This window comes from Xanthomonas sp. NCPPB 3442, from assembly GCF_056725145.1.
The window spans coordinates 1,144,894-1,159,958 of record NZ_CM161514.1 but is presented as its reverse complement, the minus strand read 5'-3'; the positions used below and the strand labels follow the sequence as shown (position 1 = coordinate 1,159,958).

The 15,065-nt window shown below is 66.4% G+C and carries 8 protein-coding genes; 3 read left to right on the top strand and 5 right to left on the bottom strand.

The genetic code is table 11. The features are described 5' to 3' along the window. Positions 1-5 precede the first annotated feature (5 nt). From AC1POX_RS05120 to AC1POX_RS05110, 3 genes are read right to left on the bottom strand one after another with little or no spacing between them, the layout of a single operon-like run. Complete coding sequence (locus AC1POX_RS05120; RefSeq protein WP_372356820.1) at positions 6-1,337, bottom strand: O-antigen ligase family protein; 1,332 nt, start codon at positions 1,335-1,337, stop codon at positions 6-8. Then, positions 1,318-2,430, bottom strand: coding sequence for a glycosyltransferase (locus AC1POX_RS05115; protein ID WP_218502966.1), 1,113 nt, complete (start codon positions 2,428-2,430; stop codon positions 1,318-1,320). The genes AC1POX_RS05120 and AC1POX_RS05115 overlap by 20 nt, the downstream gene beginning before the upstream one ends. 10 nt (positions 2,431-2,440) lie before the next feature. Beyond that, entirely contained in the window at positions 2,441-2,638 is a 198-nt protein-coding gene (locus tag AC1POX_RS05110; protein WP_008573675.1) for a zinc-finger domain-containing protein, read from the bottom strand. Between the two features lie 312 nt (positions 2,639-2,950). Here AC1POX_RS05110 and AC1POX_RS05105 point away from each other — a divergent pair, with 312 nt between their 5' ends. Then, on the top strand, positions 2,951-6,313 hold the full coding sequence (locus tag AC1POX_RS05105) for a GH92 family glycosyl hydrolase (RefSeq protein ID WP_277574745.1): 3,363 nt from the start codon (positions 2,951-2,953) through the stop codon (positions 6,311-6,313). A 362-nt stretch (positions 6,314-6,675) separates the two neighbouring features. On the opposite strand, the gene AC1POX_RS05100 is transcribed toward AC1POX_RS05105, so the two are convergent. Both AC1POX_RS05100 and AC1POX_RS05095 read right to left on the bottom strand, forming a co-directional pair. After that, positions 6,676-8,985, bottom strand: a complete 2,310-nt coding sequence (locus AC1POX_RS05100; protein ID WP_011348533.1) for an NADP-dependent malic enzyme — start codon at positions 8,983-8,985, stop codon at positions 6,676-6,678. Positions 8,986-9,181: 196 nt separating this feature from the next. Further along, positions 9,182-10,555 (bottom strand): dicarboxylate/amino acid:cation symporter, encoded by a 1,374-nt coding sequence (locus AC1POX_RS05095; RefSeq protein ID WP_003483384.1) that lies wholly within the window; start codon positions 10,553-10,555, stop codon positions 9,182-9,184. A gap of 283 nt (positions 10,556-10,838) precedes the next feature. On the opposite strand from AC1POX_RS05095, the gene AC1POX_RS05090 reads away from it, so the two are divergent. Both AC1POX_RS05090 and AC1POX_RS05085 read left to right on the top strand, forming a co-directional pair. After that, positions 10,839-12,011, top strand: coding sequence for an OprO/OprP family phosphate-selective porin (locus tag AC1POX_RS05090; RefSeq protein WP_008573669.1), 1,173 nt, complete (start codon positions 10,839-10,841; stop codon positions 12,009-12,011). A 331-nt stretch (positions 12,012-12,342) separates the two neighbouring features. Beyond that, positions 12,343-14,988, top strand: a complete 2,646-nt coding sequence (locus AC1POX_RS05085) for a hybrid sensor histidine kinase/response regulator (RefSeq protein ID WP_372356819.1) — start codon at positions 12,343-12,345, stop codon at positions 14,986-14,988. Positions 14,989-15,065: the final 77 nt, after the last annotated feature.

Sequence of the window (15,065 nt, the reverse complement as noted above, 5' to 3'; positions counted from 1 at the left end):
CCACGCTACTGCGGCGCGCGGTCCGCATCGTCGTTGAGCAAGGCGCCGGCATACAGCCCGGCCAGCATCAGGCTCAGCCCGCCCCAGAAGCTGGAATAGAACGCCAGATGGGTGTTGAACGGAAACACCGTGGCCACCAACGCAATCATCGCCGGCCGCGCCTGCTCGCGTGCCACCACGCTTGAGTAGCGCCACGCACGCCATGCCTGCGCCGCGCCAGCCAGCCACAGCAGCAAGCCGATCACGCCGGTTTCGGCCAGGATCTCGAGCACGATCTGATGCGCATGAAAGGCCGGCCCACCGCCCCAGGCGGGCGCTTGGCCAGGTGCCGGATTGCAGGCCGGATAGGCCTGCCGGAACCCGCGCACGCCCACGCCGTTGAGCGGATGCGCGCGGATCATGCACAGCGACGCCCCCCAGATCTGGGCACGCCCGGACAAGGCCTGGTCCACGCCCTGTTCGCCATTGCCGAACGCCAGCGTAGTGCGCTGGATGCGCTCGCGCGCCTGTGGCGCCACCGCGACCACCGCCACGGCCAACAGTGCGCCGACCACCGCCGCGGCCAGCGAACGACGCCCGCCCAGCAGCTGCCAACCGGACAGCAGCATGATCACGCCATAGGTGATCCACGACGCGCGCGAGCCGGCCAGGACCAACACAATGCCGACCGCCGCCGCGCCGACAAGCCAGGCCAAGACATGACGCCGCCCCAACGCCAGCAACAGGAACGGCGACAGGCTGGCCAGGGTCTGCCCGAATTTCAGATTGCAGGGGCCCAGCACGCCGCTCAACCGGTCCACCAGCGCCAGTTCCTGGGCCGTGCACAGGCCATGGCCGCTGATCAGCTGCTTGATCTGATCGATGCCAAAAAACAACGGGCTGGTGCCGACGGCGGCCTGCAGCAACGCGTCCAGCGTCCACACCCCACCGATGACCGCCAGCCCGGTAAAGGTGCGACCCCGACGCTGTGCATTGGCCACGGCGATGGCGCATAACCACATGAACGGCAGGTAGCGCAGATCGGTGGCCGACTTGCGTAGTGCGCGGCCGGCATCCATCGCGTCGAACGCCGACAGCATCTGCGGCAACCAGTACGCCAGGAACAACACGCTGGTCAGCGCCCAGGCTGCGCCGCTGAGCAGGCGCGTGCCGCCGCGAAAGCGCGCGTGCAACAGGCGGTACGCCGCGAACAACGCGCCCAGCGACAACACCGTTTCGGCCAGGCCGGGCGTAGGCCATAGCGCCACGAACACGATCACCCACAGCGGCGCCCAGCGGCCGGCATCGGGCGTCAACACGGGCGCCCGCGGGAGGGCCTCAGCGGCGGAGTTCGTCATAGACCTTCAGGGTGGCCGTTTGCATGGCCTGCAACGTGTAGGGGATCACGGCCGGCGCTGCCGGCGCGTGCTGCAGCAACTGCAGCGCCTGCGTGCATAAGGCGCGGGCATCGAAAGCGGCTACCGCACCACCGGGCTGCAACTCGGCCAGCAATTCGCCAACGCCGCCGTGTGCCCAGCCCAGCACCGGACGGCCGACCGACAGCGCCTCCACCACGGTGCGGCCGAAGGCTTCCGGCTTGCGCGAAAGCTGCAGCACCAGATCGCTGGCCGCATAGGCCTCGGCGATGCGGGCAGTGGGCTCGGTCAAGGCGATTGCCTCGGCAATGCCCAGCCTCGACGCTTCTGTCTCCAGCTCCCGCACATATGCCTCGCGCCCGGGCTCGCGTGCGCCGGGCAACCACAAAAAGGCCGGCACGCCGGCTGCTCGGATGTCGGCGAGCAGCTGCAGGCCATCGGCATGCCCCTTCAGGCGCGTGCCGCGGCCCGGCAGCAATAGCAGCGGTGCATCGGCCGGCAGAGCGGGCAGCAGCGTCTGTGCCCATGCACGGGCACTGCGGTCCGGCTGCAGCCGGCGCGGGAACTGCGCGATATCCACCCCACGCGGAATGGTGCGCAGCCGCGCCGGATCGGTCTGCGGGTAATGCGTGCACACGTATTCGCGCACCGTCTTGGACACGCAGATCACGCGCTCGCCGTAGGTCATCACTGCGCTGTAGCGGCTGGGCGAATTGAGTCCGTGCACGGTGGTCACCAGGCGCGGCCGCGTTGCCTCGGGCATGCCGCGCAGCGCGTACCAACCCAGCCAGGCCGGCAGCCGCGAACGTGCATGCACGATGTCGGCCCCGAGTTCGGCGAACAAGCGACGCAAGCCGATCACATGCCGCAGCGTCAGCAACGATTTGCGGCCGATCTCCAGGGTGAGATGCTCGCCACCCACATCCAACAGCGGCTGCACCAGGCGTCCACCGGCCGACACGACGACGGCGCGATGACCGGCGCGCACCAGCGCGGCAGCGATTTCCAGGGTGGAGCGCTCGACGCCGCCGGACTGCAGTGCCGGCAGCAGTTGCACCACGGTCAGGCGGTGCATCCGGCCAGTATCAGTCGGCGAGCACGAACAGCGCGCCGCAATACGGGCACTTGGCTTCGCCGTTGGGCTCGTCTTCGATCGGCAGGTACACGCGCGGATGCGAGTTCCACAGCGCCATCTGCGGCGTCGGGCAGCTCAGCGGCAGGTCGCCGCGGTGCACGGTGTAACGCTTTTCGGCATTGGCGGGCGCGGTGGCGGTCTGGCTCATGGCGGTGCGATCGGAAGGCAAAGGCAGAGCGCGGATTCTAGCAGCCCGCGTGGTGATCGGCCCATCGACCGGGCGGTACAGGCCCGCGCGGGGGTGAGTTGCAAGAGTTGCCAATCCAATCGCCGAGGCCGCTATGGAATCGGCGATTCTGCAGCAGCCCCCAATCGGCGGCGCGACAGCGCAACGACACCGCACCGCGCATGCCGCCTATCATCCGGAGCCGGCGTCTATCCAACCGGCGACGTGAACCATACCGGGCGCAACATCGGCCCAGCGCACGTGCCGTTACGTGCCCCAAGGAGACACTGCCCCGTGACCTTGCCTGTTGTCCTGCTGCATAAGCGTGGTCTGCCGCGCACCATCGCCATTGCCCTGTTCTGTCTCGCTGCGCTGCCGGCGATGGCCGCCACGCACTTCGCAAGCGCGTTCGAGGACGGTGACCCCTCACCGATGCCGGTGACCGACACTGCCGTGCAGGTTGCCGTCGGCGCCGGCCCGGCAGCGCCGTACGCCGCCAAGCCAAATGCCGGCTACAGCGGGGCGCATGCGCTGCGTTACGCGAGCAACGGCGCAGGTGGGCGACGCGCGTTGTTCACCACCGATCTGCTGATCCAGACGCAGACCACGCTGTCGTGGATGGTCTTGCCGGAAAGTGTCGGCAACGACCATGTGGCATCCACGTATGTCTCGCTGGACCTGCTGCTGGACGACGGCACACATGTCTCTGCCAGCGCAGCGCGCGATCAACATGGCGTGGCATTGGGTGCGCAGGCGCAGGGCGATTCGAAGACGCTGTACCCGCAACAGTGGGCGCGCAAGCAGGTGCGGTTGGGAGATGTGCCCGGGCTGCGTGGGCGGCGTGTGCGTGCGATCGAACTGGACGTGGCGCCGCCTGCGGGCGCGCGCGCTGCCGGGTGGATCGACGATATCGCCATTGCCGAGGTGCCGCTGGCAACGCCGGCGCGGCCCTCGGATCGGGTGCTGACCACGCGCGGCACGCAATCCAATGGCACGTTTTCGCGCGGCAATAATTTTCCTGCGACGGCCGTGCCGCACGGTTTCAACTTCTGGACGCCGGTCACCGATGCGGGAACGCTGACCTGGCTATACCGCTGGAACGAGCACAACGGTGCAGACAATCGCCCGCGTCTGCAGGCGCTGTCGCTGAGCCATCAACCAAGCCCGTGGATGGGCGACCGGCAGACGTTTCAGGTGATGCCCTCGCTCACTGCCGGCGTGCCGGATGCCGATCGCAGCAGGCGTGCACTGGGGTTTTCACATGACGACGAACAGGCCCGCCCCTATCGCTACGCCGTGCAACTGGACAACGGCATCCACGCCGAGATCGCACCGACCGATCACGCGGCGCTGTTTCGTTTTCGCTTCCCCGCGCGGGGCGATGCCAACCTGCTGTTCGACAACGTGGACGCGCGCGGCGGGCTAAAGCTGGATGCGGCGACCCAGACACTGTCCGGTTACACCGATGTGCGCAGCGGTTTGTCGACGGGCGCAACGCGCATGTACGTCTATGCCAGCTTCGACAGGCCCTGGCACAGCAGCGGCCTGCTCGACACTGGCCGCCCGACCGGATGGATCAAGTTCGATGCCGGCAGCGCGCGACAGGTACAGATGCGCATTGCCACTTCGCTGATGTCGGTGGATCAGGCAAAACACAATGCAGAACTGGAAATTGCCGCAGACGCGAGCTTCGAGCAGGTCGCCGCGCGCGCGCAGGAGGCCTGGGATGCATTGCTGGGGCGCTTCGAAGTGCCCGATGCCACTGCCGACCAGGCAACCACGCTGTATTCCAACCTGTACCGGTTGTACCTGTATCCGAACTCGGCGCATGAAAACGTGGGCACTGCGACTGCCCCGGATTGGCGCTACGCCAGCCAGAACAGCTGGTCGGACGACACTATCGACGGCAGCGCGGTGCGCAGCTTCGCACCGATCCGCGATGGCCGGGTGTACGTCAACAACGGGCTGTGGGATACGTTTCGCACGGCCTGGCCTGCGTATGCGCTATTTGCGCCCGATGATGCCGGCGCCCTGGTGCAGGGGTTTGTCGAACAATCGCGGGCGGGCGGCTGGATTGCGCGCTGGTCGTCGCCCGGTTATGCAGACCTGATGGTGGGCACCAGCTCGGATGTGGCGTTTGCTGATGCATGGCGAAAAGGCGTGCAAGGCTTCGACCCGGCCGAGGCCTACGCCGCTGCACTGAAGAACGCCACGGTCGTTGCGCCGGACCGGCATGTCGGGCGCAAGGGCATGGCGCGCTCGACCTTCCGCGGCTATACCGATACCGACACGCATGAAGGCATGTCGTGGTCGATGGAGGGCGCCCTCAACGACTTCGGCATTGCCAACATGGCCGAGGCGTTGTCCATCCAGGCCAACACTGCCGCAGCGCGCGAGCGCTATGCGACCGAAGCGCTGTATTTTCGCCACCGCGCAGCCGGGTATGCGGCGCTGTTCGACCCGGCGGTCGGCTTCTTCCAGGGGCGCAAACCCGACGGCACGTGGCGCGTGGATGCGGCGCAGTACGATCCACGCGTGTGGGGCAACGATTACACCGAATCCAGCGGGTGGACGTTTGCATTCACCGCGCCACACGATGGCGAAGGCCTGGCTACGCTCTACGGTGGCCGCGCGGCACTGGCCGCCAAGCTGGACATGTTTTTCGCCACGCCCGAGACTGCCCAAGCGCAGTTTGCAGGCTCGTATGGCAACACCATTCACGAGATGACCGAAGCACGCGATGTGCGCATGGGCATGTACGCGCACAGCAACCAGACTGCGCACCACATTCCATGGATGTATTTGTATGCAGGGCAACCGTGGAAGACACAGCGCATTACGCGCGAAGTCCTGGCGCGCCTGTACCTGGGTAGCGAGATCGGCCAGGGTTACCCTGGCGACGAAGACAATGGCGAGATGTCGGCGTGGTATCTGTTCGCTGCGCTGGGGTTGTATCCGTTGCGGATGGGAGCGCCGGAGTATGTGATCGGCTCGCCGCTGTTCAAGCAGGCGCGCGTGCGCTTGCCGGGCGGCGGTACGCTGACGGTCAATGCGCCGCAGAATTCGCCGGAAAATGTGTATGTGCAATCGCTCAGGCTCAACGGCAAGCCATGGCGCAAGACCTGGTTGCCGCATGCGGCGATCGCCAAGGGTGCGACGCTGGACTTCGAGATGGGGCCCACGCCCTCGCGCTGGGGCAGCGCACCAGAGGATGTGCCGCCGTCGTTGACCGCGCCAGGCAAGCGCCCTGCCCCGTTGCGTGACCTGCTGGGTGCCAGCGCACGCGTGACGCAGGCCGATGGTCGCGCGCTGACGGCTTTGCATGACGACGATGCGGGCAGCGCGAGCGCGGTGTCGCCCGCCACGGTGCTGACGTTGAGCGGTCTTGATCGCGGTGAGGCCATGCTTTACACCGTGACCAGCGGCGACGCTGCGATTGCGTCGGCCGCGTGGACACTGGAAGCACGCACTGCAGGAGGCACGTGGCGCGTCGTCGATACGCGCCGCGAGGAGCGTTTTCAATGGCCACTTCAAACGCGCCCGTTCCGGATCGCGACGCCCGGTTCGTATGCGGAGTATCGGCTGCATTGGACCGCGCCTGCGCGTGCACAGGTGGCGGAGATCGAGTTACTGGGTGCGGTGCCGGATGGGCGCTGAGGACTGAGGTTTTGGGCGTGATCGCTGGGATGATGACGACCCGCGACGCCTGCTGTTTGCGTCGCTCGTCAACGTTTTGGATGGTCGACGCTGAGTCGCTGCCAAGGGTAGGCCGTACGCTGACCCCAACCCCTCTCCCGCGGGGAGAGGGGCTTGTGGGTTATTGCTGCAGACTGGGGACTAAGAGCAGCTAACAAAACTACTGCGCTACGTTTTGTTAGCCGCTCTAAGTGCCTGGGCGCCTTGCACCCTATCGAGGAAGACACTTATCGGCCGTTGTCTTGCCGGCCGAGCGCTTGCTGCTTCAAATCAAGCAGCACTCGGCCAAGTCTTGGACACCTGGCAAGTCTGAACATCTCGAGTCAGTCGCTGCCCTTGTCGGCTGCCGCCTTTTCGGCATCGCGCTGCCTGCGGATCTGCGCATCCACCGCTGCAATGGCGGTCATGTTCATCACCCGGCGCGAGGTGGCGCTGGTGGTGAGGATATGCACCGGCTTGGAGATGCCCATCAGGATCGGGCCGATCGCCACGCCATCGGTGAACACGCGCACCAGGTTGTAGGCGATGTTGGCCGCTTCCAGGTTCGGCAACACGAACAGGTTGGCGCGGCCCTTCAAGGTGCTGTTGGGCATGATCTGCTTGCGTAGCGCCTCGTCCCAGGCGGTGTCGCCCTGCATTTCGCCGTCGATGTTGAGCTCGGGCTTGCGCTTGAGCAGTGCCTCGCGCACCTGGCGCATCTTCAGCGCATCGCGCGAGTCGTGGCTGCCGAAGTTGGAGTGCGACAGCAGCGCGATATTCGGCTCGATGCCGAACAGCTTGAGGCGGTACGCGGCCTGCAATGTGGCTTCCACCACCTGCTCCACCGTGGGGTCTTCCTGCACGTGGGTGTCCAGGAAGAAGAACACGCCGAGCTGGTTGATCACGCCGGTCATCGCCGAGGTGGAGCTCACCCGCGGTTCCAGCGGGATCACGCTGCGCGCGTAGCCCAGCTTCTTGTGGAAGCGGCCAACCACGCCGGACAGCATCGCGTCGGCTTCGCCGCGCGCCACCATCACTGCCGCGATCAGGGTCGGGCGCGAGCGCATCAACTCCTTGGCCGCGGTGACGGTCACGCCACGACGCTCGGTCAGCGCGTGGTAGTACTGCCAGTAATCGTTGAAGCGGGGGTCGTCGAGGATGTTGGTGATCTCGAAATCCACGCCGGCGGTCAGGCGCAGGCCCATGCGTTCGATGCGTGCTTCGATCACGTCCGGGCGGCCGATCAGGATCGGGAAGGCCAGGCCCTCGTCGACCACGTTCTGCACCGCACGCAGCACCACTTCTTCTTCGCCTTCGGCATACACCACGCGCTGCTTGTCGGCGCGCGCGCGGTCGTAGACCGGCTTCATCATCAGGCTGGTGCGGTAGACGAACTGGCCGAGCTTGTCGCGGTAGGCCTCCATGTCGGTGATCGGGCGCGTGGCCACGCCCGAATCCATGGCCGCCTGCGCAACCGCAGACGACAGTTCCACCAGCAGGCGCGGGTCCAGCGGACGCGGAATCAGGTAGTCGGGGCCGAAGCTCGGGGTCTCGCCGCCATAGGCCGCACCCAGGTCGGAGGCCTCGCGCCGCGCCATCGCCGCGATCGCCTTGACGCAGGCGATCTTCATTTCCTCGTTGATGCCGGTGGCGCCCACATCCAGCGCGCCGCGGAACAGGTACGGGAAGCACAGCACGTTGTTGATCTGGTTCGGATAGTCCGACCGACCGGTGCCGATGATGCAATCCGGGCGCACCGCCTTGGCCACTTCCGGGGTGATTTCCGGATTGGGGTTGGCCAGCGCGAAGATCACCGGCTGGCGCGCCATGCTGGCGACCATCTCCGGCTTGAGGATGCCGGCGGCCGACAGGCCCAGGAAGATATCGGCGCCTTCGACGATTTCGGCCAGGGTGCGCTTGTCGGTATCGCGGGCGTAGCGCTGCTTGTCCGGGTCCAGATCGGTGCGGCCGGTGTGGATCACGCCATCGCGGTCCAGCGCCAGGATGTTCTCCGGCTTCAGGCCCAGCGACACCAGCATGTTCACGCAGGAAATGCCGGCCGCGCCCATGCCGGTGGTGGCCAGCTTGACCTCTTCGATCTTCTTGCCGGTGACCACCAGCGCGTTGAGCACGGCGGCGCCAACGATGATCGCAGTGCCATGCTGGTCGTCATGGAACACCGGGATGTTCATGCGCTCGCGCAGCTTGCGCTCGACGATGAAGCATTCCGGCGCCTTGATGTCTTCCAGGTTGATGCCGCCGAAGGTCGGCTCCAGGCTGGCGATGATGTCCACCAGCTTGTCCGGGTCGTTCTCGTTGATTTCGATATCGAACACGTCGATGCCGGCGAACTTCTGAAACAGCACGCCCTTGCCTTCCATCACCGGCTTGGAGGCCAGCGGGCCGATGTTGCCCAGGCCCAGCACCGCCGTGCCGTTGGTGATGACCGCCACCAAATTGCCGCGCGCAGTAAGCTCGCTGGCCTGGGTGGCATCTTCGACGATGGCCTCGCAGGCGAACGCCACGCCCGGCGAATACGCTAGCGACAGATCGCGCTGGGTCAGCATCGGCTTGGTCGCGGTGACCTTGATCTTGCCGGCCGGCTGCTGGCGGTGGTAGTCGAGGGCGGCCTGTTTGAAGTCGTCGGTGGACATCGGTGGTGTGGTTCTCGAAGGCGCAGGAAGCTGAATTCTACCCTCCTGCCTGAACAAGGGCCTGTCGCGCAGCTGTCAGCGCGGCAGGGAAATCACGGATGCGGCGTGGTGGGCGGCGCAGCCGGCGTGGAAGCCAAACAAGAACGGCCCTGCATCCCGTCGCTAACACCGACGGAAGACAGGGCCGTAGGAAGCATCAACGCAGGCTGGCAGGTGCCACGCCGGGTTGGCCGACCGGGGCCAGCAGCGGCGGTTCGCCGCCGTCCAGCACCAGCTTGAGCCGGTCGCGGTCCAGGGCGTTTTCCCAGCGCGAGACCACCACGGTGGCCACCGCGTTGCCGATGAAGTTGGTCAGCGAGCGGCATTCGCTCATGAAACGGTCCACGCCCAGAATCAGCGCCATGCCGGCCACCGGCACTTCAGGCACCACGGCCAGCGTGGCGGCCAGGGTGATGAAGCCGGCACCGGTGACGCCGGCCGCTCCCTTGGAGCTGAGCATCGCCACGGCCAGCAGTGCGATCTGGTGGCCCAGGGTCAGTTCGGTATTGGTGGCCTGGGCGATGAACAGCGCCGCCAGCGTCATGTAGATGTTGGTGCCGTCCAGATTGAACGAGTACCCGGTTGGCACCACCAGGCCCACCACCGACTTCTCGCAGCCGGCCTTTTCCATCTTCTCCATCAGCGACGGCAACGCCGACTCCGACGAGGACGTGCCCAGCACCAGCAGCAGCTCGGCCTTCAGGTAGCGGATCAGCTTGAGGACCGAAAACCCGCACAGCCGGCTCACCAGCCCCAGGATCACCAGCACGAACAGCAGGGATGTCAGATAAAACGAACCCACCAGCCAGGCCAGGTTGACCAGCGACTCCACGCCGTACTTGCCGATGGTGAAGGCGATGGCGCCGAAGGCACCGATCGGGGCGGCACGCATCAGGATGTGTACCAGCTTGAACACCGGGGCGATCAGCGCTTCCAGCAGGTTCAGCACCGGCTTGCCGCGCTCGCCCACCAGCGCCAGCGACACGCCGAACAGCACCGCCACGAACAGCACCTGCAGGATGTTCGGCCCGGTCAGCTTGCCGTTGACGACCTGATCGCCGGTGAACGCGCCGATCAGCGAGTTGGGGATGATGTCCATCAGGAAGCCGACCAGGGTCAGGTCATGCGACTTCTCGACGTAGCTCTTGACCGCACTCTGGTCCAGATCGGCCGGATTGATGTTCATGCCGGCGCCGGGCTGCACCACATGAGCGACCACCAAACCGACCACCAGGGCCAAGGTGGAAAAGAACAGGAAGTAGGCCATCGCCTTGCCGAACACCCGGCCCACCGTCTTGAGATGGGTCATGCCGGCGATGCCGGTGACGATGGTCAGAAAGATCACCGGGGCGATGATCATCTTCACCAGCTTGATGAACGCGTCGCCCAGCGGCTTGAGGCTTTCGGCGAAGGCGGGCTCGAAATGGCCCAGCAGGGCACCGAGAACGATCGCCACCACCACCTGAAAATACAGTTGGCGATAGAAGGGGACGGACGCCGGCAGGGGGCCGGCAGGCTTGCTGATGTGCATGACACCACTCCGAGAGACGAGAGAGGGTGCCGAGCAGGCACCCGTTGCACGCATTCTGGCCGCACGTCACAGCCCCGGCCGATAGCCCATTGGTACTACCCCGTGTCCAGCGGCTGAACGTGGGCTTACACTTCAGCCGCGCCGCCGCCGGCCGTTAATTCCGTTTAACGCAGACACCGTTTCTGTGCTGCCGTCGTCCGGACCCTGCGCGCTTGCTGAAGACATTCATTGCGACCGCCATGGCAGGACGCCCGGCCCCTTTTCATTGCCGAAGACCATACCTATGCGCCTCAATCTGCTTGTCCTGGCGTTGGCTGCTGCCATCGTCCCCGCCGCTGCCAATGCAGCCACCTCGATCGAAAACTGGCCGACCAAGTACACCTTCGGTGACGGCACCGAGCTTGGCCTGACCGGCAACTACGCCTACGACGACAACAACTTCTCCGGCGACGACCGCCTGGAAGACCGCAACGACTTCCGCCGCAAGGAATTCGGCGCCACCATCAAGAAGAAGGGCGTCTACGACGCCATGGTGTACTACGACTTCGAGTCCAAGCTGTGGCTGGACGTGTTCTACCGGTTCGAGACCAAGGCCCTGTTCGGCCAGGATTACGGCCGCGTGCGCCTGGGCTACATGAAGGTGCCGGTGGGCCTGGAAGCGGTGCAGAGCTCGCGTGCGGGCAGCTTCATGGAACTGGGCCTGCCGATCCAGGCGGTGTTCCAGGGGCGCCGTACCGGCGCGGAATGGACGCTGGAACGTCAGCAGTACCTGCTGCAGGCCGGCGCGTACGGCGGCAAGGATCTGCAGGGCGACAACCCGGGCACCACCCAGGCCGTGCACGCGGCATGGACCCCGATGAAGGCCGAAGGCGACGTGCTGCACCTGGGCATCGCCGGCTCGATCGAAAACCCGCGCGGTTACAGCGACGGCCGCGGCGTGTCGTTCAGCCCGCGTGTGCGCCTGCGTGCGCGCCCGGAAGCCGGCCTGACCGATGTGCGCCTGATCGATACCGGCACCATCCTCGATGTGGACCATGTGATCCGCACCGGCCTGGAAGCGGTCTGGATCCATGGCCCGTTCTCGCTGCAGAGCGAAGCCCTGCGTGCCGAAGTGGCGCGCAACGCGAACCAGCCGCACTTCATCGCCCAGGGCCAGTACGTCTACGGCACCTGGACGCTGACCGGCGAATCGCGCAGCTATGCCGGCGGCGTGCCGGGCAACATCAAGCCGTCGCACGACTACGGCGCGGTCGAGCTGACCGCCCGCTACAGCCGCCTGAACCTGGAAGACAACAATGTGCATGGCGGCCGTCAGCACGACACCACCATCGGCGCCAACTGGTACCTCACCAGCCACTTCAAGTTCCAGGCCAACTACAGCTGGGTGGATTCCTCGCGCAATGGCGTGCATGAAACCCCGCACGTGATGGAACTGCGTGCGCAGGTGCAGTTCTAAGCTGCACTGAGCAAAAGCAGTCATGGCCGCGCGCCGGTTCGCTGACGCGCCGCCGGCATCGCACCGCCACAGGCATTCGACACGGCCGCATCCATCCCGGGTGCGGCCGTTGTCGTATTCGGCGCTTGCTCAGCGTGCGATGAGCGGCTGACACAGATCGCGAGCAGCGGCCAGGCAACTGCGGGCCGAGCGCCCGGAACCGTCGTCGACGCGTGGCACATGCGGCACCGAGCGCCGGCTGCGTCTGTCTGGAGGTGAGCGCAACCGTTTCTTGTTGGCCGTTACGCGCTGATGGCTACGCGATCCGGCAGCAGACCGCATACTTGCGCCCATGTACGCATCGCAACGCCGTCGCCTGCTGCTCACCTTGTCCATCGTGCTGGGCGGGATGGTGGTGGCCATGGTGGCGGCCGGGCACTTCGTCGAACAGAGCGCGCTGCACGATGAAAGCGCCACCGTGCGCCGCCAGCTGCGGCTCTACGCGCAGGCGCTGCAGCAGCGCGTGGACCGCTATCGCACGTTGCCGCAGATTCTGGCGCTGGACCCGGAGTTGCGCGCGGCCGTGTCCGGCACGCTGTCGCCGGCACAGGTGGATGCGCTCAACCGCAAGCTCGAACGCGCCAACAATGTCACGCAGTCGTCCACGCTGACCTTGATCAACCATGACGGCGTGGCACTGGCCGCCAGCAACTGGCGGGCGCCACGGAGCAACGTGGGCGTGGATTACGCCTTCCGTCCGTATTACCAGCAGGCGCTGGCCACCGGCAGCGGCAGCTTCTACGGCATCGGCATGACCACCAGCGAGCCAGGCTATTTCCTGTCGCAGGCCATTGTCGATGGCGCCGGCCGGGTGCAGGGCGTGGCGGTGATCAAGATCGCGCTGGCTGCGCTGGAGCGCGAGTGGCTGCAGACCCCGGATATCGTGCTGGCGTCGGACGCGCACGATGTGGTGTTTCTGGCCAGCCAGCCGGAGTGGCGCTACCGCGTGCTGGCCCCGCTCAGCGACCGCGATCGCCGCGAACTGCAGAGCACCCGCCAGTACGCCGACCAGGAATTGCTGCCGCTGCGGCGCCGGTTGATCGAGCAGACCGGGTACGGCGGCGTGCTGGCCGACGTGCGCGACCCGCCGCTCGGTGCGCAGGTGCTGTGGCAGACCCTGGAAGTGCCCGAAAGCGGCTGGCGCCTGCATCTGCTGCACGACACCCGCGCCAGCGCCGCTGCCGGCCGCGCCGCGGCGATTGCCGCCGCCGGCGCGTGGCTGGCCTTGGCACTGCTGTGGTTGTTCGTGCAGCAACGGCGGCGGCTGTCGGCGCTACGCCAGCGCAGCCGGCACGAACTGGAAACCTTGCTGCAGCAACACGCCGAAGAACTGCGCACGGCCCAGGACGGCGTGGTGACCGCCGCGCAGCAGGCCAATGCCGGCCTGAGCCGCAGCCTGGAACATCTGCCGCAAGGCGTGGTGGTGATCGACGAGGCGCTCAACCTGGTGGCGTGGAATTCGCGCTATGTGGAGCTATTCCGGTTCCCGCCGGAACTGCTCAAGATCGGCCGACCGATCGAAGACCTGTTCCGCTTCAATGCACGCCGCGGCCTGCTGGGGCCGGGGCCGATCGAGGCGGCGATCGAGCGGCGCCTGAATCATTTGCGCAGCGGCAAGCCGCATATGCGCGAGAGCGAAAAAGAAGACGGCACCGTGCTGGAAATCCGCGGCAATCCGCTGCCCGATGGCGGCTTTGTCACCAGTTACGCCGACATCACCAGCTACAAGAACGCCGCACGCGAACTGCGTTCGCTGGCCGACGCGCTGGAACACCGCGTGGCCGAGCGCACCCGCGACCTGGCGGCGGCCAAGCGCGAAGCCGAAAGCGCCAACCGCTACAAGACCCGCTTCGTCGCCTCGGCGGTGCACGACCTGCTGCAGCCCCTCAACGCCGCGCGCATGTTCGTCTCGGTGCTGCGCGGGCAAGTGCGCGAGGCTGGCAGCGCACGCGTGGTCGACAACATCGACGGTGCGCTGGCTGCGCAGGACGCCATCCTCAACAGCCTGCTCGACATCTCGCGCCTGGAAGCGGGCAGCCTGAAGACCCAGGTGCGCGACTTTGCGCTTGCGCCCTTGCTGGACACCCTGGCGCGCGACTTCGGCATCCTGGCCGAAGACCGCGGGTTGGTGCTGGAATCGGTGCCGACCTCGGCGGTGGTATTGAGCGATGAAAACCTGCTGCGCCGCATCCTGCAGAACTTTCTGTCCAACGCCATCCGCTACACGCCGCGCGGGCGCGTGCTGATCGGCTGCCGTCGCCGTGGCGGCTGGCTGCGTATCGAAGTGCACGACCAGGGCCCCGGCATCCCCGACGCCTTGCAACACGAAATCTTCGAAGAATTCCGCCGCCTGGACGACGGCGTGGCCAACGATCGCGGCGCAGGCCTGGGCCTGGCCATCGTCGAGCGCATCGGCCGTCTGCTCGGACATCGCATCGGGCTGCGTTCCACCCTGGGCGCCGGCAGCGTGTTTTCGGTGACTGTCCCGCTGGGCGATCGCACCGCCATCGCTCGGCAACTGCCAGCGGCGGCCAGCACTGCCGAACACGGCAACGACCCCATCCTGCACGGCTGCCGGGTATGGTGCGTGGACGATGAGCCATTGGTGTGCGAAGCCACCCGCACGCTGCTGGAACGCTGGGAATGCCGCGTGGATTTCGCCGGCGGCCCGGATGAGGCATTGAGCGCTGCCAATGCCGAGGAGGTGCCGGAACTGCTGCTGCTGGATGCGCGCATGGGCGCACACCACGGCCCCATGCTGCTGTCGCAGTTGGTGGAACGCTGGCAACGCGAGCCACGGGTGATCCTGGTCACCGCAGAACCCGACCCTGTCCTGCGCGAGCATGCGCTGGATCTGGGTTGGGGATTTTTGTCCAAACCGGTCCGTCCGCCTGCCTTGCGTGCGCTGGTGACGCAGATGTTGATGCGGCGCGGGTAGCGCGCTGCCAGCGCTGCCTGCTTGCTCTCACGCGCCCAAGACCGGCAGCGCACGCACCAATCTAATCGGCACATCGG

What these genes read in the sequence shown, in the direction of transcription:
- AC1POX_RS05095 (WP_003483384.1), bottom strand. Translation starts at nt 10,555, where the DNA reads ATGCACATCAGCAAGCCTGCCGGCCCCCTGCCGGCGTCCGTCCCCTTC.
- AC1POX_RS05120 (WP_372356820.1), bottom strand. Translation starts at nt 1,337, where the DNA reads ATGACGAACTCCGCCGCTGAGGCCCTCCCGCGGGCGCCCGTGTTGACG.
- AC1POX_RS05115 (WP_218502966.1), bottom strand. Translation starts at nt 2,430, where the DNA reads ATGCACCGCCTGACCGTGGTGCAACTGCTGCCGGCACTGCAGTCCGGC.
- AC1POX_RS05090 (WP_008573669.1), top strand. Translation starts at nt 10,839, where the DNA reads ATGCGCCTCAATCTGCTTGTCCTGGCGTTGGCTGCTGCCATCGTCCCC.
- AC1POX_RS05110 (WP_008573675.1), bottom strand. Translation starts at nt 2,638, where the DNA reads ATGAGCCAGACCGCCACCGCGCCCGCCAATGCCGAAAAGCGTTACACC.
- AC1POX_RS05085 (WP_372356819.1), top strand. Translation starts at nt 12,343, where the DNA reads ATGTACGCATCGCAACGCCGTCGCCTGCTGCTCACCTTGTCCATCGTG.
- AC1POX_RS05100 (WP_011348533.1), bottom strand. Translation starts at nt 8,985, where the DNA reads ATGTCCACCGACGACTTCAAACAGGCCGCCCTCGACTACCACCGCCAG.